The organism is Acidithiobacillus sp. (genome assembly GCF_023256195.1).
In the GTDB taxonomy this organism is placed as follows: Bacteria; Pseudomonadota; Gammaproteobacteria; order Acidithiobacillales; family Acidithiobacillaceae; genus Acidithiobacillus_A.
Window position 1 is genome coordinate 16,432 of record NZ_JAGDWX010000007.1, and the last position, 22,958, is coordinate 39,389.

24 protein-coding genes are annotated in these 22,958 nt (G+C 64.0%); 21 read left to right on the forward strand and 3 right to left on the reverse strand.

What is annotated here, in order from left to right:
• The first annotated feature begins 17 nt into the window (after positions 1 to 17).
• The 11 genes from soxB (at position 18) to Q0C23_RS00600 (ending at position 11,239) form a co-directional block, all read left to right on the forward strand.
• Positions 18 to 1,745, forward strand: coding sequence for a thiosulfohydrolase SoxB (soxB, locus tag Q0C23_RS00550; protein WP_291510428.1), 1,728 nt, complete (start codon positions 18 to 20; stop codon positions 1,743 to 1,745).
• 239 nt (positions 1,746 to 1,984) lie between these two features.
• Positions 1,985 to 3,025, forward strand: coding sequence for a rod shape-determining protein (locus tag Q0C23_RS00555; RefSeq protein WP_367273159.1), 1,041 nt, complete (start codon positions 1,985 to 1,987; stop codon positions 3,023 to 3,025).
• 22 nt (positions 3,026 to 3,047) lie between these two features.
• On the forward strand, positions 3,048 to 3,878 hold the full coding sequence (mreC, locus tag Q0C23_RS00560) for a rod shape-determining protein MreC (protein ID WP_291510430.1): 831 nt from the start codon (positions 3,048 to 3,050) through the stop codon (positions 3,876 to 3,878).
• The gene (gene mreD / locus Q0C23_RS00565) at positions 3,875 to 4,348 is read left to right on the forward strand and encodes a rod shape-determining protein MreD (RefSeq protein ID WP_291510431.1); all 474 of its coding nucleotides are present in this window, start codon (positions 3,875 to 3,877) and stop codon (positions 4,346 to 4,348) included. Before mreC ends, mreD begins: the two co-directional genes overlap by 4 nt.
• A 2-nt stretch (positions 4,349 to 4,350) precedes the next feature.
• Complete coding sequence (gene mrdA, locus Q0C23_RS00570) at positions 4,351 to 6,153, forward strand: penicillin-binding protein 2 (RefSeq protein WP_291510432.1); 1,803 nt, start codon at positions 4,351 to 4,353, stop codon at positions 6,151 to 6,153.
• Between the two features lie 53 nt (positions 6,154 to 6,206).
• Positions 6,207 to 7,247 (forward strand): rod shape-determining protein RodA, encoded by a 1,041-nt coding sequence (gene rodA, locus Q0C23_RS00575; RefSeq protein WP_291510433.1) that lies wholly within the window; start codon positions 6,207 to 6,209, stop codon positions 7,245 to 7,247.
• A 34-nt stretch (positions 7,248 to 7,281) separates the two neighbouring features.
• Positions 7,282 to 8,448 (forward strand): D-alanyl-D-alanine carboxypeptidase family protein, encoded by a 1,167-nt coding sequence (locus tag Q0C23_RS00580; protein ID WP_291510434.1) that lies wholly within the window; start codon positions 7,282 to 7,284, stop codon positions 8,446 to 8,448.
• A gap of 101 nt (positions 8,449 to 8,549) precedes the next feature.
• Positions 8,550 to 8,831 (forward strand): DUF493 domain-containing protein, encoded by a 282-nt coding sequence (locus Q0C23_RS00585; protein WP_291510435.1) that lies wholly within the window; start codon positions 8,550 to 8,552, stop codon positions 8,829 to 8,831.
• Positions 8,822 to 9,466 carry a lipoyl(octanoyl) transferase LipB gene (gene lipB, locus Q0C23_RS00590; protein WP_291510436.1) on the forward strand — a complete coding sequence of 215 codons (645 nt, stop codon included), beginning with the start codon at positions 8,822 to 8,824 and terminating at the stop codon, positions 9,464 to 9,466. Before Q0C23_RS00585 ends, lipB begins: the two co-directional genes overlap by 10 nt.
• Entirely contained in the window at positions 9,463 to 10,428 is a 966-nt protein-coding gene (gene lipA, locus Q0C23_RS00595) for a lipoyl synthase (RefSeq protein ID WP_291510437.1), read from the forward strand. Before lipB ends, lipA begins: the two co-directional genes overlap by 4 nt.
• 10 nt (positions 10,429 to 10,438) lie before the next feature.
• Positions 10,439 to 11,239 (forward strand): YdcF family protein, encoded by an 801-nt coding sequence (locus Q0C23_RS00600; RefSeq protein WP_367273158.1) that lies wholly within the window; start codon positions 10,439 to 10,441, stop codon positions 11,237 to 11,239.
• Here Q0C23_RS00600 and Q0C23_RS00605 read toward each other — a convergent pair.
• On the reverse strand, positions 11,233 to 12,321 hold the full coding sequence (locus Q0C23_RS00605) for a L,D-transpeptidase family protein (protein ID WP_291510438.1): 1,089 nt from the start codon (positions 12,319 to 12,321) through the stop codon (positions 11,233 to 11,235). The two genes, Q0C23_RS00600 and Q0C23_RS00605, sit on opposite strands and share 7 nt — an antisense overlap.
• A gap of 101 nt (positions 12,322 to 12,422) precedes the next feature.
• Here Q0C23_RS00605 and Q0C23_RS00610 point away from each other — a divergent pair, with 101 nt between their 5' ends.
• The 10 genes from Q0C23_RS00610 to Q0C23_RS00655 all read left to right on the forward strand — a co-directional run bounded on the left by Q0C23_RS00610 (position 12,423) and on the right by Q0C23_RS00655 (position 21,655).
• Positions 12,423 to 12,854: a hypothetical protein gene (locus tag Q0C23_RS00610; protein ID WP_291510439.1), complete on the forward strand. Its 432-nt coding sequence runs from the start codon at positions 12,423 to 12,425 to the stop codon at positions 12,852 to 12,854.
• 88 nt (positions 12,855 to 12,942) lie between these two features.
• Complete coding sequence (locus Q0C23_RS00615) at positions 12,943 to 14,460, forward strand: hypothetical protein (protein ID WP_291510440.1); 1,518 nt, start codon at positions 12,943 to 12,945, stop codon at positions 14,458 to 14,460.
• Positions 14,461 to 14,472: 12 nt separating this feature from the next.
• Entirely contained in the window at positions 14,473 to 15,693 is a 1,221-nt protein-coding gene (locus Q0C23_RS00620; RefSeq protein WP_291510441.1) for a hypothetical protein, read from the forward strand.
• Positions 15,694 to 15,735: 42 nt separating this feature from the next.
• Positions 15,736 to 16,302, forward strand: a complete 567-nt coding sequence (locus Q0C23_RS00625; protein WP_291510442.1) for an ATP/GTP-binding protein — start codon at positions 15,736 to 15,738, stop codon at positions 16,300 to 16,302.
• Entirely contained in the window at positions 16,299 to 16,937 is a 639-nt protein-coding gene (locus Q0C23_RS00630) for a roadblock/LC7 domain-containing protein (protein ID WP_291510443.1), read from the forward strand. Before Q0C23_RS00625 ends, Q0C23_RS00630 begins: the two co-directional genes overlap by 4 nt.
• A 38-nt stretch (positions 16,938 to 16,975) precedes the next feature.
• Positions 16,976 to 17,338: a roadblock/LC7 domain-containing protein gene (locus tag Q0C23_RS00635; protein WP_004868617.1), complete on the forward strand. Its 363-nt coding sequence runs from the start codon at positions 16,976 to 16,978 to the stop codon at positions 17,336 to 17,338.
• Positions 17,339 to 17,405: 67 nt separating this feature from the next.
• Positions 17,406 to 18,290 carry a glycine--tRNA ligase subunit alpha gene (glyQ, locus tag Q0C23_RS00640; protein WP_291510444.1) on the forward strand — a complete coding sequence of 295 codons (885 nt, stop codon included), beginning with the start codon at positions 17,406 to 17,408 and terminating at the stop codon, positions 18,288 to 18,290.
• Positions 18,277 to 20,364: a glycine--tRNA ligase subunit beta gene (gene glyS / locus Q0C23_RS00645; protein WP_291510445.1), complete on the forward strand. Its 2,088-nt coding sequence runs from the start codon at positions 18,277 to 18,279 to the stop codon at positions 20,362 to 20,364. Before glyQ ends, glyS begins: the two co-directional genes overlap by 14 nt.
• On the forward strand, positions 20,361 to 20,897 hold the full coding sequence (gene gmhB / locus Q0C23_RS00650; RefSeq protein ID WP_291510446.1) for a D-glycero-beta-D-manno-heptose 1,7-bisphosphate 7-phosphatase: 537 nt from the start codon (positions 20,361 to 20,363) through the stop codon (positions 20,895 to 20,897). Before glyS ends, gmhB begins: the two co-directional genes overlap by 4 nt.
• Positions 20,898 to 20,908: 11 nt before the next feature.
• A complete protein-coding gene (locus tag Q0C23_RS00655) occupies positions 20,909 to 21,655 on the forward strand; it encodes a 1-acyl-sn-glycerol-3-phosphate acyltransferase (protein ID WP_291510447.1) in 747 nt (248 codons plus the stop codon).
• Here Q0C23_RS00655 and Q0C23_RS00660 read toward each other — a convergent pair.
• On the reverse strand, positions 21,603 to 22,499 hold the full coding sequence (locus tag Q0C23_RS00660; RefSeq protein ID WP_291510448.1) for a RimK family alpha-L-glutamate ligase: 897 nt from the start codon (positions 22,497 to 22,499) through the stop codon (positions 21,603 to 21,605). The genes Q0C23_RS00655 and Q0C23_RS00660 overlap by 53 nt on opposite strands.
• Positions 22,500 to 22,504: 5 nt before the next feature.
• The gene (locus tag Q0C23_RS00665) at positions 22,505 to 22,819 is read right to left on the reverse strand and encodes a hypothetical protein (RefSeq protein WP_291510449.1); all 315 of its coding nucleotides are present in this window, start codon (positions 22,817 to 22,819) and stop codon (positions 22,505 to 22,507) included.
• Positions 22,820 to 22,958 lie beyond the last annotated feature (139 nt).

The window sequence follows — 22,958 nt, forward strand, 5'->3', positions numbered from 1 at the left end:
CCCGGGGAGGACATTTCATGCATCTCGATCGACGCGATTTTTTACAACTTCTGGGTGTGGCTGGTGCCGCCAGCTTTTTTGCTCCCGGAGCGATACAGGCCAGTTGGGGTAGTGACAAGGATCCCTACACCATCCCCGACTATGGCAACGTGACACTGCTGCACATGACGGATTCTCACGCCCAGCTCCTGCCGGTTTGGTGGCGTGAACCGGACACCAATATCGGCGTGGGTCCCGCTCTGAATCAGACCCCCCATCTCTGCGGCAAGTGGATGTTGGATTATTACCAGGTAGGCAAGAATCCGCGCGACGAATACGCGTATTCCTGTCTGGATTACGATACCCTGGCGCATAAATACGGCAAGATCGGCGGCTACGCGCACATTGCCGCCTTGGTGAAGCGTTTTCGGCAGGAGCGCGGCGACAAGGTGTTGCTGCTGGACGGCGGCGACACTTGGCAAGGTTCGGCCACAAGCCTATGGACCAATGGTTCCGATATGGTGGGCGCGCAGAATCTGCTGGGGGTGGACGATTTCGTCGGGCACTGGGAGTTCACCTTTGGTCAGGACCGCGTCGAGCACTTGGTAAAAAACGAGCTGAAGGCCGCCTTCCTCGCGCAGAATGTCTTCAGCAATACCTGGCAGGAACTGGTATTCAAGCCCTATCGTATCCATGAGATCAGTGGCCGGAAGATAGCGGTCATCGGTCAGGCCTTCCCCTTCACACCCATCGCCAATCCCGCCTACATGATTCCCGATTGGGGGTTTGGCATTCATACCGAGCACATGCAGAAAATGGTGGACGAGGTGCGCCAGCAGCATCAGGCCGACCTCGTCGTCGTGCTGTCGCACAATGGCGCCGATGTCGACAAGAAGATGGCGGCCATGGTCAAGGGGATCGATATCATTCTTGGCGGCCACACCCACGATATCATGGGGCCGAAGCCTTTCATGGTGAATCAGACCTTGATCATCAATACCAGCACCAACGGCAAGATCCTGGCCCGCTTTGACCTGGACGTGGGCAAAGGCAAGCTCAAAGGCTGGCGTTTCCACTATCTCCCGGTCTTTTCCAACCTCATCAAGCCCGACGCCGAAATGGCGGCATACATCGAGAAAGTCCGCGCGCCCTACCAGGCCAAGCTCAGCCAGCCGCTTGCGACGACCGCCAGTCTCTTGTATCGGCGGGACAACTTCAATGGCACCTTCGATCAGCTGCTGTGCGACGCACTACGTGAAGAGATGGATTGCGAGGCATCCTTCTCGCCAGGTTTCCGCTGGGGCTACTGCAAGCTTCCGGGAGAGACCATCACCATGGAAGACGTCATGGGGCAGACCGCCATTACCTATCCGCAGGTGACCATCAACGAATATACCGGTGAGCAGATCAAGAACATCATGGAGCAGGTGGCCGACAATATCTTCAACCCGAATCCCTATTATCAACAGGGCGGCGATATGATCCGCGTCGGTAATATCCAGTACGATTTCAATCCTGATGAAAAGATCTACCATCGTATCAGCAATCTGCGTATCGGTGGCAAGGCAGTTTCTGCAGGAAAGAAATACAAGGTGGCGGGATGGGCTTCCATGCAGAAGGTGGAAGGTAAACCGGTGTGGGAGATCTTCTCTCATTGGCTGCAGAGCAAAAAGCACGTGGAAGTCAAAAAGCTGGATTTACCAGTACTCAACAAGGATATGCGGAACAATCACGGCATTGCTTTTCCGAAGGAGTATAAACTCTAGGCGTTCTTGCAGCAGTTGTCCGTAACGAGCCCTCAGCCGGTGTTTTATGCCGGCTTTTTTTGTATCCGCGGTGCCGGTACGAGGCCACTGTAGCCAAAACTCCGCAGTTACGGGCGCTTGGGCTTTGCGCAAGGCTCGTGCTAGACTGCGCGTCTTACGCCCGGGGCCTTGCAGATCTTGCCTGCGCAGACCTCCGCTGGCTCATGGACCAGTCAACCCGTAGGACTCGCATCCCGATGATACTCAAAAGATTCCTAGGACTTTTCTCCAGCGATCTGGCTGTAGATCTGGGGACGGCCAATACCCTGATCTACGTGCGCGGCAAGGGCATCGTGCTTTCCGAGCCCTCGGTCGTCGCCATCCGCACCGGTCGCCACGGCGCCAATCGCCGTATCCAGGCCGTCGGTGAGGAGGCCAAGCGCATGCTCGGCCGTACCCCCGCCAACATCACCGCCATCCGGCCCCTGAAGGACGGCGTCATCGCCGACTTCCAGATCACCGAGGCCATGCTCAAGCACTTCATCAAGCGAGTGCATCCTCAGCGTTTTTTCACGCCCAGTCCGCGCATCATCGTCTGCGTGCCCTTCGGCGCCACCCAGGTGGAGCGTCGTGCCATTCGCGAATCGGCTCAGAGCGCCGGCGCTCGTGAGGTTCACCTGATCGAGGAACCCATGGCGGCGGCCATCGGTGCCGGCTTGCCGGTGGCAGAGCCGACGGCCTCCATGGTCGTGGACATCGGCGGCGGCACCACGGAGGTCGGGGTCATCGCCCTGGGGGGGGTGGTCTATTCCCAGAGTGTGCGTGTCGGCGGCGACAAGATGGACGAGGCCATCGTCAACTACATCCGGCGTAACTACGGCATGCTCATCGGCGAAAGCACCGCCGAGGAGATCAAGAAGACCGTGGGCTGCGCTTACCCCGGCCAGGAGGTGACGACCATGGAGGTGCGTGGCCGCAATCTTGCCGAGGGGGTGCCCCGGACCTTCACCATCACCAGCGCCGAAATCCTGGAGGCCCTGCAGGAACCCCTCGGAGCCATCGTCGGTGCCATCAAGTTGGCCCTGGAGCAGACACCGCCGGAACTGGCCGGGGACATTGCCGAGCGCGGCATGGTGCTCACCGGTGGCGGCGCCTTGGTGCGTGACCTGGATCGCCTCATCATGGAAGAGACGGGTCTGCCGGTCATCGTGGCCGAAGAGCCCCTCACCTGCGTGGCACGGGGAGGCGGGCGAGCCCTGGAGGAACTGGAGCGGCTTGGAGAGGTCTTTGCGGACGATTGATACCTACCGGATGTAATGGGTCATGGTCGGTCTGTTCTTTCGCCGTCCCTTACCGTCCCTACTGCGCGTCGGCATACTCGCGGCGCTGAGCCTCGCCCTGACTTTCTACAGTACCACGCACCCGCAGAGTCGGAGTATGGGGCTTTTCCTGGCGAGCCCCGTACTGGCCGCCGACCAGGCCCTTGTCCGTCTGTGGGGAGAGGGTCAGGACTACCTGCGCAGTCGCGACCAGCTCCTGCGGGAGAATGCACGCCTGCGCGCAGAGCTCCTTCAGGCGCAACAGGAACTCGTGAAGCTCCCCTTGATCCGTAGTGAAAATCGGCAGCTGCTGGCTCTGCTCGACAGTTTTCCGGTTCCTCCCGGGCGGGTGACCGTGGCCGGCGTGGTGGCCCAGGATCTCAGTCCGAGCAATCAGAGCATCATCATCGATCTGGGTAGCCGACAAGGCATTCGCGTCGGTCAGCCGGTACTGGCCCCGGGGGGAGTGGTGGGACAGGTGGTGGCGGTCAGCACCTGGAATGCGCGGGTCGCGCTGCTGTCGGACCTCGACAGCAGTCTGCCGGTCCGACCGGAACACAGCAATACCCCTCTGCTGCTGGATGGGACCGGAAATCTGCGGGAACTGCGCGTACCTTTCCAGGCGCGGGATACGGATCTCAAACCGGGTACCCTGCTGGTCACCTCGGGCCTCGGCGGACGCTTTCCCGCCGGTCTGCCGGTGGGGCGCATCACTGCCGTGGAGCGCCCGACGGACGCGGCCTTTGCGGTGGTGCGCGTGCGCCCCCTGGCCCAGCTGGGCCAACTCAATACCGTGCTCCTGCTCTGGCCCGGCACGCGTCCTTCGGAACCGTGATCGTCCTGACCTGGATTCTCGCCTTCCTCGCAGCCTTCGTAGCAACGAATCTGCCCCTGGGACCCGTCTACGCCAGCCTGCATCCCGATTTCGTGGCCTTGCTGGTACTGTACTGGGCCATCGGCGGCAACGGTAGTCTGGGTTACACTCTGGTGTGGGGAATTGGCCTGCTTCAGGATCTGATCCTCGGCGATCTCTTGGGGGCACACGCCATGGGACTGGTGCTCATGCTCTTCCTGCTCTACCTTGGGCTGGCGCGGGTACGCCGCCTGCCACCCTGGGAGCAGCTCTTTTTCATCTTCCTGCTGCTTCTGGCGGAGCGCTTCGTGGTGTGGCTGTGGCAGGGATGGACGACGCCGGTGCGTTGGCACTGGGCGCTGCTGGTGGCCCCGGCTTTCGGCGCTGCTCTCTGGCCGCTGTGGACCAGCCTGCTCGACCGCGTCTTTCAGCGGCAGACGAGACGAGGCTGAGCGTGCAGATCCGTCGACGTGAGCGCGCCTTCTTCACCTCGCGGCTACTGTTCATCGCCGCACTCATCGGCGTAATGAGTTTGGTGCTGCTGGCACGCATCCTGTACCTTCAGGTACAGGCCCACGAGCGTTATGTCCTGCAGTCGGACCGCAACACCCTGGCAGTGCTGCCGCTGGCGCCGGTGCGCGGCAAGATCCTGGATCGTCAGGGGCGGGTGCTGGCGGACAATCGTCTGGAGTACGTTCTGACGCTGACTCCCGATAGCGTTGCGGACATTGGTGAGACCATCGCTGCACTGCGGACGGTGTTGCCCATCTCGGACGAGGACTACCGGGCTTTTCTGCGCAATCGCCGCGGCACCCACGCCTACCAGGCCGTGGTGCTGCGACGCAACCTGAACGCGACGGAACTGGCGCGCTTTGCGCTGGTGAAGGGGTCCTTTCCCGGGGTTCAGATCGAGACGCACTGGCAGCGGGTGTATCCCTACGGTCCGAGCTTTGCCCACGTAGTTGGCTATGTCGGTCGTCCCGACTCGCGCGATCTGGAACAGGATCCGACGCTGGCGCGCTCGGGCCTGGATCAGGTGGGTAAGAGCGGTCTGGAAGCGCAGTACGAGGATCTTTTGCGCGGGGTATCGGGAGTACAGGAGGTGGAGGTCAACGCCCGCGGCCAGAGTGTCGGCAGTTTCGAGGAGCGACCAGCCCGCGCCGGTACCGATCTGCATACGACCCTGGACCTGGACCTGCAAACCGCAGCCGCCGCCGCCATGGCCGGCCACTCCGGTGCCGTGGTAGCGGTCGATCCCCGCAACGGTGCGGTGCTGGCCGCCTACTCAGCGCCCAGCTACGATCCCAACGACTTCGTCAAGGGCCTCGATGGCGCCCAATGGCAAAGTCTGCGGGACGATCCTCTGCACCCCTTGAACAACCGCTTCGCCGCCGGCAACTATCCGCCGGGCTCCACCATCAAACCCTTTGTGGCGTTGGTGGCGCTGAGGGATGGCGCGATCCAGCCCGAAGAGACTCTGGCCGGGGGCGGGTATTTCCAGATCCCTGGCACGCAGCATCGTTATTACGATTGGCGCCCGGGCGGACACGGTCGCCAGGATCTGCGAGCGGCGATCCGCGATTCCAACGACGTCTTCTTCTATCAGCTCGCCCTGCGCTTGGGCCCCACCCGCCTTGCGCAAGGACTCGAGGACCTGGGTTTTGGGAACTCCACGGCCATCGACCTGCCCGGTGAGGCTCGCGGTCTGGTGCCGAGCCCGGCCTGGATGCGCACTCGGCGCGGACAATCGCACTGGCACACGGGGCAGACAGTGATGATGGGTATCGGCCAGGGCTATCTGCTGGCCACACCGCTGCAGCTGGTCCGGGCAACGGCAGCCATCGCCGCCGACGGTCAGCTGCCGGACCTGCATCTGCGCGCCGACCGACCGATACGGACGCGAACCGTAGAGGCTTCGCCGCGGCACATGCAGCTCGTGGAGGAGGCCATGCGCGCCGTAGTGCAGCATGGCACCGCCCACATCCTTGCCAGCGATCCGCACGATATTGCCGGCAAGACCGGCACGGCGCAGGTCCGTCGCGCCGAGCGCGATGCCGTTGGTCGAGTGCGCAAGGGCAGCGACAGCCGCCATCTGCGCGATCACGCACTCTTCATCGCCTACGCGCCGGCCAGTCATCCGCAGATCGCAGTGGCCGTGATCGTCGAGCACGGCGGCCACGGTGGCAGCGCCGCCGCGCCGGTCGCCCAGGCCGTCATCGACCGATATCTGGACCGCGATTCCACCGCCCAACCATGAACCTCCACAGCTTCTCTTTACGTCGCGCGCTCGGCCATCTGGACCCTGCCCTCATGACCGGAATCTTCCTACTCATGGGGATCAGCCTTGCGGTCCTCTACAGCGGCAGTCAGGAGAGTATCCGCGTGGTTCTGGCGCAGTTGCTGCGATTCGCCATCGGTCTCGTGGTGCTGGTGGGCGTGGCCAACATCCCACCGGAACGACTGCGAGCCTGGGCACCGTTCCTCTATGGTCTGGGACTCGTGCTTCTGGCCGTCACTCTGGTCGCGGGCAGGACCTATCTGGGTGCCAAGCGCTGGCTGGGCGTCGGTCCCCTCAGCTTTCAACCCTCGGAGCTCGTCAAGCTCGCACTGCCGCTGATGCTTGCCTACTACTACTCCCAGGCGGAAAACGTGCAGAGCTGGAAAGCAGCCCTGAGCGGCTTTGCACTCATTTCCGTACCCTTTCTGCTCATTGCCAAGGAGCCGGACCTGGGCACTGCAGCCCAGATCGGAGCAGCGGGAATCTTCACCATGTGGCTGGCCGGAGTACGCCGGCGCTGGTTCATCGGCCTCATTCTCCTGGCCGTGATCAGCGGCCCCATCCTCTGGCACTTTCTCCACGGCTACCAAAAAGAGCGCATCCTGACCTTTCTCGATCCGCAACGAGACCCTCTGGGAGCGGGCTATCACATCATCCAGAGCATGATCGCCATCGGCTCCGGGGGGGTCTTTGGCAAGGGTTGGTTCAACGGCACCCAGGTGAATCTGGATTTTCTGCCCGAAGCGCAGACGGATTTCGTTTTCGCCGGTTTCGCCGAGGAGTTTGGACTGGTGGGCGTGCTCTTTCTCATGGCCACCTACCTGCTCATTGTCCTGCGCGGGCTCATCATCGCCTACGAGTGCCGCGACCGCTTCGGTCGTCTCATCGCCGGCACCTTGAGCCTGACCTTCTTCCTGTACATATTCATCAACATGGGAATGACGACGGGGATCCTGCCGGTGGTGGGGGTACCACTGCCGCTGGTGAGCTACGGAGGTACCGCCATGCTGACCTTTCTCATCGGCTTGGGTATCCTCATGTCTGTGCATTCCCATCCGCGTTTCCACGAATAATCCGTTCCTACGTCGAGGTCCACCGAGGAATCCCATGTCCGTTCCCTTCTTGCGCGCAGTCCTTGCGCTCTGCACCGTCGGTATCACGCTTTTCACCCAGTTGTCTCTGGCGGCAACGCCAACGCCGCAGATTCCCATCCCTCCGGCTCCAGCCCTGCCCTCCGTAGCGACTTACGTGCTCATGGATTACGATAGCGGCCAGATCATCGCTGCCAAAGGGGAGAACCTGCACCGCGCGCCGGCCAGTCTCACCAAACTGATGACGGCCTACCTGACCTACCAAGCCATGGGCAACGGTAGCCTGCGTCCCGATGAAGCGGTGAATGTGTCCAACACCGCGTGGAAGACCGGGGGTTCGCGGATGTTCATCCAGCCTGGGCTGCCGGTGACGGTGGATCAGTTGCTGCACGGTCTGCTCATCGATTCCGGCAACGATGCCGCCGTGGCGCTGGCCGAGACCGTCGGCGGCAGCCAGAGCGGCTTCGTCACCCTCATGAACGATGCCGCTCGCCGTCTGCAGCTGGACAACACCCACTACAGCAACGTCAATGGCCTGCCCGACAGCGGGCTCTACACCACGGCACTGGATGTGGCCAAGCTCAGTCGCGCCCTGATCCACCAGTATCCCCAGGTGCTCGATATCACCAAGCAGAAATCCTACACCTACAACAAGATCACGCAGCGCAGCTGGAATCCGGTACTTTTTCGCGACCCCAGCGTCGACGGTCTGAAAACCGGTCTGACCGATGAATCCGGCTACTGTATCGACGCCACAGCCCTGCGCAATGGCCGACGCCTCATCGCGGTAGTCATGGGCGGGCCCAGCTGGCCCGGCAGCACCAACGCGGTGGAGTCCCTCCTCAATTACGGCTACCGCTTCTTCGAGGACCACGAGCTCTACAAGGCGATGACCAAGGTCGGTGAAATCCACGACCCCATGCTGTCGCCCATGCGTATTCCCGTCGCCGTGGCTTCCAAGGTGACCGTCACCGTGCCGCGTGGGCGGCTGGACGAACTCCAAACGCGCCTCGTCTGGAAGCCCGCGGGGCCCCTGCCCGTAGCCAAGGGTGGCGTCGTGGGCGAGATGATCATCTCCCTGCACGGCCAGACGCTGCAGACCGTACCGCTGGTCAGCATGGTCGCGGTGGATCGGGCCGGCTGGCTGACGCGGCAGTGGCACCATCTGCAGAACGCCCTCTGATGGGGCCAGGGCTTCACCCCCGGACTGCGAAGCTCTACCATGGGGGTATACATGTGGCCCCGATGCCTTGTGGGCCGCGCACAGGTCCACGAGGAGGGCATATGACTGCCATAGGTTCGCAATCCGGGGGGGGTGCGGGCGAGGATTTTCCCCACCTGCACCACGTCAAGGTCATCGGCCAGAGCGACGATCTCCTCGCCGCGGTGCGCGCAGCCGTGGCGCCGCACGCCCCCAGCCTTCCGGAATCCGCCTTTTCCGTGCGTCCCAGCCGGCGCGGCAACTACCACGCCGTGACCTGCTCTCTGGTCGTCGAGAGTGAGCTTCAGCTGCGGGCAGTCTACGCGGCCGTGAGCCGCATCGAGGGAGTCATCCTGTGTCTGTAGAATCCCCCATCGCCTTGCGTTGCTGGCCGGGCCTGCTCCCCTACTTCACGGTACTCGACGCCATGCGCGAATTCACGCGCCAGCGCGATGCGCAGACGAGTGACCAGATCTGGCTCCTGCAGCACCCGCCGGTGATCACCTTGGGCAGCAATGCCGATCCGACGGATGTTCTCGATCCCGGCCCAATCCCGGTCATCCGCAGCGATCGCGGCGGCCAGGCTACCTACCATGGACCTGGGCAATGGCTGGTCTACACCTTGCTGGATCTTGGGCGCATGGGCATCGGTGTACGGGATCTGATCTCCGCCCTGGAGAATGCCGTGATCGATCTACTGGCGAGCCGCGACGTCGCCGCCGTGGCCCGCAGCGAGGCCCCAGGCGTCTACGTGAACGGCGCCAAGATCGCGTCCGTCGGCCTGAAAGTGCACAAGGGCTGCAGCTACCACGGTCTGAGCCTCAATGTGCATATGGATCTCGAGCCCTTCAGACGGATCACACCCTGCGGACAGAAAGGCCTGGCGGTGACTCAGGTACACGATCTCGTGCCCGACTGGGATGAGGCGAGCATTCCCGGGGCACTGATGGAAGCCTTGGCCCAGCGACTAGGGCGCCCCATACAGCGAGGTGGCGCATGAGCGATCCCCAGAGTGCGCGCGAGACCAGAAAGGTGCAACGTGGCCACGACAAGGTGGCCCGCAACCCCATACCCATCGTTGCCCAAGAACTGCCTCGACAACGCAAGCCTGCCTGGTTTCGCGTGGCCTCGCCCCTCTCGCCGGAAGTAGACCGCCTCAAGGGCATCCTGCGGGAAGCGAAGCTGCACACGGTCTGTGAGGAAGCCTCCTGCCCCAATCTCGGGGAGTGTTTCGGCTCCGGTACGGCGACCTTCATGATCCTCGGCGATCTCTGTACACGCCGTTGCCCCTTCTGCGATGTGGCCCACGGTCGTCCCGAGGCGCCGGATCCGGAGGAGCCCGATCATCTGGCGGATACGGTGGCCCGCATGGGTCTGCGCTTCGTGGTAGTCACCTCGGTGGATCGCGATGATCTGAGGGACGGGGGTGCCGCGCACTTTGCCGCCGTCATCGCGGCCCTGCGTACCCGCTGCCCGGAGCTGCACATCGAGATCCTGGTACCCGACTTCCGTGGGCGGGCAGCCGTGGCCCTGGACCTCCTTGCCGCTACCCCTCCGGACGTCTTCAACCACAATCTCGAAACGGTGCCGCGCCTGTATCCCCGCGCTCGCCCCGGTGCCGACTACCGACACTCCCTACAGCTGCTCCGGGACTTCAAGGTCCGGCAGCCCGGCGTACCGAGCAAATCCGGTCTCATGCTCGGCCTTGGCGAAAGCCTGGACGAGATCCGCGCCGTGCTCCGGGACCTGCGGGAGGCCGACTGTGAGCTGCTGACTCTGGGGCAGTATCTGGCACCCTCGCGGCATCATCTGCCGGTGGAACGCTATGTACCACCGGAGGAGTTCGCCGAGCTCAAGCGCGAGGCTCTGGCCCTCGGCTTCCGCCAGGTGGCCGCTGGTCCGCTGGTGCGTTCCTCCTATCACGCCGAGCACAGCTTCCGCGAGCTGCGGACGGCAGACTAGGGCACGCGTCTTGCCACACACGATGCTTCTGACCCTGGCATCGGCGCTGCTGCAACCGCCGGGCTTCTTTCTGGCGCTCGTCCTGGTGAGTCTGGTACTGCTCGTCCTGGGCCTGCGGACGCTGGGTTGGTCGCTACTGCTTGCCGCCTGTTTCGGACTCTATCTCAGCGCCACCGGCGCCGGCGCACGCTGGCTGGTAATGCCCTTGGAGAACCGCTACCCCCCTTTGCCGCATCTGCAGCCCGGAGTGGGCGCCATCGTCGTTCTGGGAGGTGGCGAGGTGGCCAGACCGCCGGGGGATGGTGGTGACATGGCCAACGCGCGCACGCTGATGCGCCTGCAGGCGGCGGCCAAACTGGCCAAACTGAGCGGTCTGCCCATCGTCCCGAGCGGAGGCGCGCCGCGCTATGGTGCGCCCCCGGAGGCGGCTACCATGGCAAGGCTCCTGCGACAGAGCTTTGCCGTCGACAACCCCATCTGGATCGAGGGCAAATCCTTCAATACCGCCGCCAATGCCTACGACAGCAAAAAACTCTTGGCAGGCCACGGCATCCAGCGCGTCTATCTGGTCACCTCCGCTCTGCACATGCCGCGGGCCATGGCCTGGTTCCGTCGCGCCGGCCTTGATCCCATACCCGTACCCTGCGATTACCGACTCGATCGCAACCTCGGTTCCGGTTACGAGAGCTGGCTGCCGCGCGCCATTTACCTCGAGGCCAGCAGCGAAGCCATTCACGAATATCTGGGTCTGTTCTGGCTCCATCTGCAGGAGCGCGGCTGGGTCCGAGGCCGCGCCAACTCCCGTCAGTGATCTCGCTGGGCGTCGGGGAGCGTGACCTGCACCTGAACCTGGTCTTCCGGCTTGGCCAGGGGCAAGGGTGGCGGTACCGCCGCGCCATTGGCCGAGGGACCGTAGGGCGCGTAGGCATAGGGCTTGGCCGGCAAGGCGGCTGCCAGGGTCTCATAGCTCGGCGTATCGACGCTGATGGGCAGGGCAACGGTATTGTGCTCCGCCACAATGCGCCGCACCCTGGCCCAGTCGATGGCCTCGTGGATATGGTGCGCTGCCAGGAAGCGCTTGATGTCCACCACGGCACGCTGCAGATCGCTGGGACCCGCCTTGTGATAGGCGTGGAGGGGCTTGAAGGCTTGCAGATAGACCTGCCCATCGCGCCAGCCCACCAGGTAGGGTTGATCGATGAGGCGCACCGGCGTACCCACGGGCACCATGGGGAAAAGCTGGGCAATGTTTTCCGGATACATCTGGAAGCAGCCTTGGCTGGCCCGCATCCCCACACCCCAGGGATGATAGGTACCGTGGATGAAGATGCCCGAAAGCCCGGTCTCCATGGCCAACTCGCCCATAGGGTTCTCGGCACCCGGCGGCCAGTACCAGGGGATGTCCATGTGGAATTTCTTCTCGAACCAGCGGTGAATGTTTTTGGGGACATTCCAAGCCGGCATCTTGAACTTCTGGATAATGGAGGTCGTGGTCAGAGACTCCTTCCAGCCCGGCAGGAAAACGCCCACGGGATAGGTGAAGACCACGTGACGATCCGCCGGAAAATAGTAGAGTCGTCGGGCCGGAATATCGACGACGATGCCGGTCCAAGGTTTGGGCGGCAGGATATACTCCGAAGGAATCACCACCTTGCTGGCCTGACCCGGCAACCAGGGATTCACGCCTGGGTTTGCGCCGACGATCTCGTCGTAGCCAACGTCGTAGAAACGGCCGATGTCCAACAGAGTATCGTCGCGATGGGTGGTCACCGCCATCAAGTGGCCGACGATATTGCCGTGCTGCGGCAAAGAGAAGACACTGGCCTCCGCCAGCGAGGCGAAGAGCCCGGCACCTAGCGTAGCCATCAACAGACGTAGCATCTTTATAAGCATTCTTGACCTCGGTCTTGCGGCAACAGCGCAAAGCGCAAACGCGGCGAGCGTTGGCAGATCTGGCACTGAGGTCGACGATTGTAGCGAAAAAGAGGAAGACAATGGAATCACCATTTTTGCTGGAACTGCAGGAACATCTGAGGGGTAAGCCCTTGACCACGGAGCAGCTGCGCGATGCCCTGGGTCGGCTGGAACACCTCGTCGGACAGATTGCTCTGGACCTGCAGATCCCTTATCTGGGCCCTAGTGTAGGGATCGGCCGTCAAGAAGATTCCCACCGCCTCTGCGTGGCGGAGCACCACTGGACCGGCTCCCTGCGCGCTTGGGGGGTTGCGGTCTGCTCTACTTCGGCGGGCATGCTGCGCGCCGATTGGCACCTGGCCAAGGTCAGTCGTGAGCGTCTGCCACGAGTAGCTGCGGCCCTTCCCCGCTTTTTTGAGGAATATGCGGCCCTTGCCGCCGCGCAGGCGGGCGAGCGTGCCAGCAGCCAGCGCCTGCAGCGCATCGCCGAGCTGTTGGGCGGGAACGGCTGAATCGACCCGCTCCGTTGACAGGGCGATGAAAGCAACTAACTAAAGCCCTGACGAGAGCCACCCACGACGGAATCCTGCGGTCCCGACCATGTCCTTACCCCTCAGCAGCCAGATCCTGATCCTCCTCCTCGGCGCCATGCTCGTCGCGGCTGTGCTGTGGAAGTGGCGGCAGAGTCGGGCTCTGAAGCGGTCTGGAAATAGCCTCCCGACCGCTCGCGAGACAAGGGTCCAGAAGCCGGTGGCGCGCACCACCCCGCCGGAGGCACCCAAACCTTCGGCGAGCAAGAAGGCGATGGGCGCCGCCCGGGTCGAAGAGGTCTCGCTCTTTGATGAAGTGGAGATCTACCTGTCCTATGGCCACCTGGAACAAGCGGCAACGGCTTTGCGCTGGTACGTGGACCACCATCCCGAGGATGTCGCACAGAGACGGCGACTGCTGGACGTGTATCTGGAAATTCCCGATATCGACGCCTATGCCGAGGTTCTGGAAAACAGTGTCCAAGCCAAGGCCACCCCGCTGGACGAAGCGCGCGAGCGGATTTTTCTGGGCCTCGAGCGTGATCCGCAGAACCTCGGCCTGCGCGTCCTGGGCGAATCCGCACTGGGGCTGGATCCGGCTGACATCGATCGAGAGCTCAACCGACGCCGGCCCGAGGACCGTCGCCCACAGGCCGCAGCCCGCGCCGACGGCGCACCGCTCCTCGCCGATACGCAACGCAACCTGGAGCAGATCATCGTCCATCCCGAGCCCCTGTCTCTGCAGGACATCCACCTGGATGGCTTTGCCCGAAAGGAGCCCAGCCACGGCGAGAATCGATCTGTGCCGCTCGACGCCACGCAGCTCGTACATGGTCCGGCAGAGGCGCTGCCCCTGGACGATGCCCAGGTGGAGATCATCGCCGCCATGGAATCGCCCCAGAGAGCCGTGGCGCTCCTGCTGGAGGCAGGCCAGGCGGCAAAGGCCGAGGCCCTGCTGTGGCGCTGGGTACTGTTGCGGCCGCGGCAGATTGGTCTCCAGGTGCAGCTGCTCGAGCTCATCTACCGACAGCGCCGGGCCGAGGATTACGGGCGGGCTCTGGTATTTCTCTATGTGACCCTGTGGGGGGCCGGTCAGGCCCTGCGGCAGCGTCTGCTCAAGCTGGGACGCAGTCTCGCGGATCTGCCCCTCTGGGACGCCCTTGCCGAGACGGACGCAGCCCCGGCGCGACTCGCCGCGCTCGCCGACGAGGACGGTATCTACCTGCCGATCACGGCCATCCCCCTGAGCAGTCCCGCCCTCGTCCAGGAAAGGCTGCGTCGCGATCATCAGATGCTCGGGGACGATACCCAGAAAGACGGCATCCTCGCGGAATTCAATGGACTACTGGAATATGGTCAGGTGGAAGAGGCCGTCGCTTTGCTCGAGGGCGCCATTCTGGCCAAACCCGAACGCGAGCTGTACTACCCCCTGTTACTGGAGATGTACGAGCGCATGCAGACAGCGGAACGATTTGCCCAATTCACCCAGAAAGTTCTTGCAAGTCCACATCCACCGGGGGAAACCGTCGTGCGTCAGATGTATCACCTTGCCGAGCGTCTGCAGCGCCGGCAACGCCACAACGTCTAGGAAGCTCGGGTCATGAATCCACAGACAGCCAAAAAGAACCTGAAAGTACAGGCCATCGGCATGGACGAACGCAAGTCGGCGGTTTTCCGGATGGCGTTCAAGATGTACAGCAAACGCCAGTTCACCCTGCTGGAAAAGGGCGATACTGCCCCCGCGGACCTTGCCGTTGCCGATCTGGACAGTCCGGACGCATTGGCGCAGGTGCAGGCCTTCGCCCAAGCACATCCGGCGGTTCCCATACTGTGCACCAGCGTCGAGCCGTCAAGCACTCAGCCTTGGCCGGTACTGCGCAAGCCCATCCGTATGGAAACGCTGTTTCCGGCACTGGAGTCGCTGCTGTCCCCAAGCGCGACGACGGAAACCCGCCAGGCACAGCCGGCTCCTGCACCCGATTCGGCGGCGGTGGTCCTGGGGGAGTCCACCCCGCCCGCCCCTGCCGAAACCGTCCCGCAACGGCCCACAGCAGCCGTCGGGCCCAGGGCTACGCAGACGCAGACGCAGACGCAGACGCAGACACCGCAGGACATCGCGGCCAATGAAGTCGCACCAAAGCGCAGTCCGCCACCCGTGGTCACCCTACTGCCGGAGAGCGTACGCAGCTTTGATCCGGAAAGTGGTCTGCTGGGTCTCCTCGCCCGTGTACGCCGGGACAAGATCCCGGCCACCATCACCCGCGGTCGCGATCGGCTGATCTTTATCCTCGACCCGGAAGCGGATCGCGTCCGCACCGAACTGACGGATGCAGAAATTGAGACGCTCTGCCGCGAGGACGAGGCCCTGCAACTGCGCGCCTTCAAGGTTGAGGATCGGCTGGACCCAGACCGCGAGCGGGAGATCACCCTGCAGGCACTCACCTGGCAGGTGGCGGCGTGGTCGGCCCAGGGACGTTTGAGCCACAACATCCCCCTCAACGGCGTCGTGCAGTTGCGCCAGTGGCCCAACCTGACCCGCCTGCGTCCCCTGCCGGAGTCGCTGCGTCTGTCCGCCTTCTTTGCCCGCTCCCCTGCCTCCCCCATCCTCACCGTCAAGATCTTGCAGGTGCAGCCGGCCGATCTTTTCAACTTCCTGGCGGCGGCCGACAGCCTGGGTCTGCTGCGTTACGGCAAGGAAAGCACCGCCAACACCAGCGATAAAAGGGCAGACGACGACCATGCAAGCCGTGAAGAAAGCGCCAAGGCCACGCCTCGACGCGGCTTCCTCGGAAGGATTCTCGCCAGGATCGCGGGACTATGAGTCCGGCACAGGAAATTGGAGCGATGACAGAAAGGAGCTCCCATGAAGGAAGATAACAAGATCGTCTTTACCGGTCCCGTCGGAGTCGGCAAGACCTCAGCCATCGCGGCACTGTCCGACGTTCCCATCATCTCCACCGACGCCAAGGCCTCGGACATGACCGTCAACCGCAAGGGCCATACCACGGTGGCCATGGATTATGGCATCCTGAACCTCGAGGGTGGCGGCAAGGTCCACCTCTATGGTACACCGGGACAGGAGCGCTTCGACTTCATGTGGGATATCCTCACCACCGGCGGCCTCGGCCTCATCCTGATGCTCGACAATACCCGCCCTAACCCCAAAAAGGACATGCATTTCTTCCTCCACGCCTTCCGCGACTACATCGTCGATGTGCCGGTGGTCATCGGCATCTCCAAGACCGACCTGCAGACCCGCCCCGGTCCCCGCGACTACGCCGACATGCTGCCGGAGGTAACGGCAGATCTGCGCATGCTCAACCCCGTCCCGCCTATCTTCGAGGTGGACGGCCGCAACAAGGAAGACGTCAAGAACCTCGTACTGGCCCTGCTCTACTCCATCGATCCGGGAATCGGGGCTGGCAGATGAGCATCGAACTGGCCGTGAGCGAGGAGCGCCTGTTTGCCGAGATTACCCCCGCCGGGGCTTTCTATGCCGTTTCCAGCCCCGAGCCCGGCGGCAACCGCAGCATTCTACTCAACATCCTCCGCGAGGGCAGCAGCGCTCCCTTCGCCGTGGCACTGGCCCAACGCTGGACTCAGCTGGCCGACGAGGAAGATGCCCTGCGCAGCGTCTTTCGTCTACAGCGTCTCGGTCTGATTCGCGGCAACCCCGAGGCCCGACAGTCGCCGCGGGAACGCCTCGAGGATCTTCTCCCACCCCTGCTGGCGCAGCTATCGGACCACGGCAAGGCCCTGCTGGCGGACGAGAATGGTTTCTACCTTGCCGCCGCGGGCTTTCCCCACGAATCCGCGGAGGAACTGGCGGGACTCTCCGCCGACCTCATCAGTCTCCAGTCGCGCCACGGGCGCCTGCTGCGCAACAATCTGCGCGTCAACAGCGAAAGTTGGGCCCTGGTAGACCCCGCGGGTAATGCGGAACTGGGTTTCTGGCCGCTCTTCATCGGTCAACAGCGCTTCATGCTCATCATCGGTGGAACGCCCCGACTGCAGGATCAGTCCTTCGTGTATCTCGTTCAGGCCCTCGACACCCGCTATCGCTGACCGCCTCATTCTAATTCGATTTTTCAAGGAGTTACCCCATGCGTGAAGAAATGCTCAAATCCATCCTCAGCGACCTCAATGGCTCTTCTGCGGACATCGAGGCTTCAGCGGTGATCTCTACCGACGGCCTGACCATCGCCTCCCTGCTCGCTGCCAACATGGACGAGGATCGCGTCGGCGCCATGGCCGCCGCCATGCTCTCTTTGGGCGACCGTACCGCCGCGGAACTGGCTCGGGGCGAGCTGGAACAGGTCATGATCAAGGGCGACAACGGCTACGTTCTGCTCATCCACGCCGGGCACGACGCCGTCCTCACCGTCATCGCCCGCAAGGAAGCCAAGCTCGGTCTCGTCTTTCTGGACGCCAAGCGCGCCGCCGCGGGGATCGCCGAGCTGCTCTGAGGGTCGCAGCTTTCCAAAAGGCTCGACCGTGCGTCATAATCGGCCCCATTCGCCGCATGGGGTGGTCATGACTTTTCAGGAAATCCTCCGCCGACTGCAAGACTTCTGGGCGCGTCAAGGCTGCGTGATCCTGCAGCCCCTGGACATGCCCGTGGGTGCAGGAACCTTCCACCCGGCCACTTTTCTACGCGCCATCGGCCCCGAACCCTGGCGGGCTGCCTACGTCCAGCCATCACGCCGGCCCACCGACGGCCGCTACGGCGACAATCCCAATCGACTCCAGCATTACTACCAGTTTCAGGCGGTCCTCAAACCCAATCCCGACGATCTCCAGGACCTCTACCTGCAGTCCTTGGCGGAGCTCGGCATCGACCCTGCCCTGCAGGACATCCGCTTTGTCGAGGACGACTGGGAGTCGCCCACCCTCGGCGCCTGGGGGCTGGGCTGGGAAGTCTGGCTGAACGGTATGGAGGTCACCCAGTTCACCTATTTTCAGCAGGTCGGAGGCCTGGAGTGTCGGCCGGTCATGGGTGAAGTAACCTACGGCGTGGAGCGCCTGGCCATGTATCTGCAGGGCGTGGAGAGCGTCTACCAGCTGGAGTGGACGCCCGGCGTGAGCTACGGCGACGTCTACCACCAGAATGAGGTGGAACAATCCCGCTACAACTTCGAGTTGGCACCGGTGGAGGATCTCCTGCTGCGCTTCGATCGCAGCGAGGCGGACTGCCGCGCCCTGGTAGCGCAGCGTCTGCCTCTGCCCGCCTACGAACGGGTACTGGAGTGCTCACACACCTTCAACCTGCTGGACGCCCGCCACGCCATCGCCGTCAATGAGCGCGCCCGATACATAGGCCGGGTGCGCAATCTGGCACGGGCCGTAGCGGAGGTCTACGCCGATGCCCGGGCTGAGCTGGGACACCCCTTGTTGCGGAGAGCCGATGCGTCCGTCTGAGGATTTTCTGCTGGAAATCGGCTGTGAGGAATTACCAGCCCGGGAACAACCCCGCCTGCTGCAGGCGGCGCCGGAAATTTTCCAGGCGCTTCTGGATGAAGCGGGCATCGGCTTCGGAGCCATCCACACCTATGCTGGACCACGCCGCCTGGCCCTGCTGGTGGAAGACCTGGCCCTCGAGACCAGCGCCCGCGAGGAATGGCGCCGTGGCCCCAGTCTGGAGCGCGCCTACGATACGAACGGTCAGCCCACCGCCGCCGCCATGGGCTTTGCCCGCTCCTGCGGCGTCGCTCCCTCGGAACTTCAACAACTGGAAACGGACAAGGGTCCGGTGCTCGCCTGGCGCAGTGTCACGCCGCCCCAGTCCAGCGCAAAACACCTGCCGGAGCTCGCCCAACGCTGGCTGCAGGCACTGCCGCTGCGCAAACGCATGCGTTGGGGCGAACGCGAAGACAGCTTCGCCCGTCCAGTCCGCTGGCTGGTCCTGCGCCTCGGGGCCGAGGTCCTGCCATGGCAGAGTTATGGCCTTACGGCCGGAGGCGCCAGTCGCGGCCATCGCGTGCACCACCCCGAGGCCGTGCCCCTGCCGGTCCTGCGCCAATACCCGTCGGTGCTCCGGCACGCCAAGGTACGGGCAGACTGGCGGGAACGGCGCGAGGCCATCGTGCGGGACCTCACACAGCTCGCCGGGGAGCTAGGGGCACAGGCGCTCCTCGACGACGCCCTCGCCGATGAGATCACCGGACTCAATGAGTGGCCCGTTGCCCTCGCGGGCCGCTTCGACCCCAGCTATCTGCGGGTGCCCGAGGCTGTGCTGCGCACGGTAATGGTACAGCATCAGCGCTACGTGCCCCTGCGTGGCAGCGACGGACGACTCTTGCCGCACTATCTCTTCGTTGCCAATATCGCGAGTCGGGATCCCCGGGTCGTCGTGGAAGGCAACGACCGGGTCCTGCGGGCGCGTCTCGCGGACGCCGCCTTCTTCTGGGATCAGGACCGCCGCCAGTCCCTTGCCAGTCGGGTGCCCGAGCTGCGTGCCCTGCTTTTCCAGGATGGCCTGGGGAGCATGGCGGAAAAGGCTCGTCGCCTGGAAGACCTCGCGCGCCGGCTGGCCGCACGGACCGGAGTGGATGCCGGTGCCGCAGAGCAGGCGGCGCGGCTGTGCAAAGCCGATCTGCTGACGGGCATGGTCGGCGAATTCCCGGAGCTGCAAGGCATCATGGGTGGACATTATGCCCGCCACGACGGTGAGGACGAGGCCATCGCCACCGCCATTGCCGAGCATTATCGTCCCGCCGGCCGTGATGACCCCTTGCCGGAATCCCCTCTGGGACGCATTCTCGCCCTGGCGGACAAGGCGGACACCCTGTGGGGCTTCTTTGCCATCGGCCAGATCCCCAGCGGCGATCGCGACCCCTTCGGACTGCGCCGCGCGGCTCTGGGAATACTGCGCATCGCCCTGGACGGCGCTGGTCTGTCCCTGCGCCAGCTCCTCCAAGATGCGGCACAGGCCTATGGTGCGTCCCTCGGGCACGCCGATCCCCAGGCGGTGACCGAGGCCAGTTGGGCCTTCATACAGGAGCGTCTGCGCGTGCTCCTGCGGGACGAGGGCTTTGCGCCGGACCAGATCCAAGCCGTTCTGGCCGTAGCTGGCGACGATCCACGCGCGGCACGGCTACGCCTGGAGAGTCTCGCCGAATTCCTGCGCCTGCACGTCGCCGCCGATGCCCTCACTGCCCTGATCAAGCGCATCAACAATCTGCTGCGCAAGGAAGATCTGCAGAGCCTGCCCAAGCTCGAGCCCGAGCATCTGCTGGAGCCCGCCGAAATCGCGCTGTGGCAGGAGTACGCGGCCTTGGAACAAGCGCTGCGGCCCCTACTTGCCGCCGCCGATTTTGCCGCTGCTCTGGATCTGCTGGGCGGCCTGCAATCGGCAGTAGACCGATTCTTCCGGGAAATCCTGGTCCACTGCGAGGATGCGCGCCTGCGTGGCAATCGTCTCGCCCTCCTGGAGCGAATCCAGAGCAGCTTTCTGGAGATTGCCGACTTCTCTCTGCTGCAGGGTCGCTCGTGAGCCAGCTCATCGTTCTGGATCGCGACGGCGTCATCAACGAGGACAGCGACGCCTACATCAAGTCGCCGGCGGAGTGGCGCCCCATCCCTGGGAGCCTGGAGGCCATCGCCCGACTCAAGCGCGCCGGCTATCTGGTGGCTGTGGCCAGCAATCAGTCGGGGCTGGGTCGACGACTTTTCGACATCCGCGCCCTGAATGCCATCCACGCTCGCATGCGGCGGGAGCTGGCGGCAGTGGGGGGACGCATCGATGCCATCTTCTACTGTCCCCACCATCCCGAAGCCGGCTGCAGCTGCCGCAAACCCCTGCCGGGCCTCTTCTTGGAAATTGCGGAGCGCTTCCAGATCTCTCTGGGGCAAGTCCCGGCCGTCGGCGACAGTCTGCGCGATCTGCACGCGGCACGCGCGGCCGGCGCTCGTCCCCTACTGGTCCTGACCGGCAAGGGACAGGGAGCCCGCAACGAAGCCGAGGCCATGGGCGTACCCGTATATGCCAACCTCGCCGAGGCCGTCGAGTCCATCCTGGGCCACTGAGAGCGGTCGGCGTGCCTATCCTGCTGCGCAGCACCCTCTTCTACGCCGGCTTTTTCCTCTGGACCCTTGCCTACGCGCTTCCGGCACCCCTCGCCTGGCTCCTGCCTCGCCGCCGACGCATCGCCTTCTGCGGCGGCTGGGCGCGGGGCAGCATCCGCTGGTTGTCGTGGAGCTGCGGTATCGATTTCGAGATCCGCGGTGCGGCACCGGCCCGCGATGTCCCGGTGGTGCTCGTCTGCAATCATCAGTCGGCCCTGGAGACGCTGCTGCTTTGGCGCTACTTCCCGCACATGGCCGTGGTGCTGAAGGCCGAACTCCTGCGCCTGCCCCTCATCGGCTGGGCACTGCCTCTGGCCTGGCCCATCGCCATCGATCGCCGTGCCGGACGCGAGGCACTGGCAAAGGTCCTCAGCGAGGGACGCAAACGCCTGGAGGCGGGTCTGCCCGTCCTGATATTCCCTGAGGGTACCCGCCAAGGCTGCGGCGAGGTAGGCCGCTTTCACCAAAGCGCGGTCCAGCTCGCCCGCGCCTGCAACGTGTCCATCCAGACCATCGCCATCAACAGCGGCTGCTTCTGGCCCAAGGGACAGTGGCGCAAGTACCCGGGGACGGTCCAGATCGAATTCGGTACGCCCATTCCGGTCAGCGACTCCAACGCGCGCTTCACGGCGCTTCTCGAGACCCAGATCCGCAGCGCCGTGGCCGCTATGCCGCGCGGCCCCGCTCTTCCACCCGCAGACGCAGCCAACTCGCAATAGCAGCAGCGATATCCACCCCGGTAGCTGTCTCGATCCCTTCCAGACTCGGTACCGGATTCACCTCCAATACCCGCAGGCTTCCATCCTCGGCACGCATCAGATCGACGCCGGCAAGCTCGAGACCCAGAGCCGCGCTGGCACGCCGGGCCAACTCCTGTGCCGTTTCGTCCAGCGCCTCCAGATCCCAGGCCCGGGCCTGCCCGCCACAGTGGAGATTGCTGCGAAAGTCCCGCGTCGAAGCCCGACGTTCCATGGCCGCCAGCACTCTGCCACCCAGGACGATGATGCGCAGGTCACTGCGACCGGGCAGATACTCCTGTACCATGGCCTCATGCTGCAGGTGCAGGAGCGTATCCAGGAGTGCGCTGGCCGCTTCCCGCGACTCGGCAAGGTTCACTCCCACCCCCTGAGATCCCGACAGCAGCTTGATGACCACCGGCGGTGGCAGGGCATCCAGAAGCGTATCCCTCTGGCTTGGGTGCGCAAAATAGGCGGTTCGCGGAACCGGCAGGCCGGCACCACGCAGGATCTGCAGGGAGCCGAACTTGTCCCGGGCGGCCAGCAGGGCATCCGCGCCGTTCAGACAGTAGGCCCCCTGGGCAGCAAAATGGCGCAGGATACGTGCGCCCAGCTGGGTCAGTGGGCTGCCCACCCGCGGCAGCACCGCCGCCACCTCAGTCCCCTCGGCCTCGCGATGACGCCAGGCAAAACCGCCGTCGAGATCGAGTATGAACTCCTCCGGAGCAAGCCGCACGACATGCAGGCCACACTCCGCCAAGGCCTGCTGCAGACGCCGCGTCGAGTAGAGTTCCGGCTGGCGCGACAGCAGGGCGACCTGAGCCATCGACCTCACACAGAAGCGCTGCTGGCCGCGCGAAAGCGCAGCAGCGGCAGCTCGCCGTGGGCGATGGAGCGACGGATGAAGGCCGCCCGCCCTGGCTCCCGGGCTTCCAGTTCGGCCTCCCCCGCGGCTGCACGGCCGAGCAAGGCCGCGAACAGCACCTCCAGCTCCAGCGCATCGACGCGCAGAGACTCCGGTTCGCGTCCATGGCTGCGCCAAAAAAGATTGCTGGCCCAGCCCTTGGCACGGATGGCGGGCTCCTCATACCAACGAGCGCAGCGCTGCGCAATGGCAGGGAAATCGGCGGAATCCTGGACGTCCATGGGGCGAGCTCCTGAGTGCATTGGAAGAACGAGAGCATAGAGGATCGGGTTTGGCAAGGAAACATAAGTGGAGCATAATGATCAACTATAAAGAGAACCATGGAACCGGTAACGACGATTCGCGACCCGAGGGGTCCGC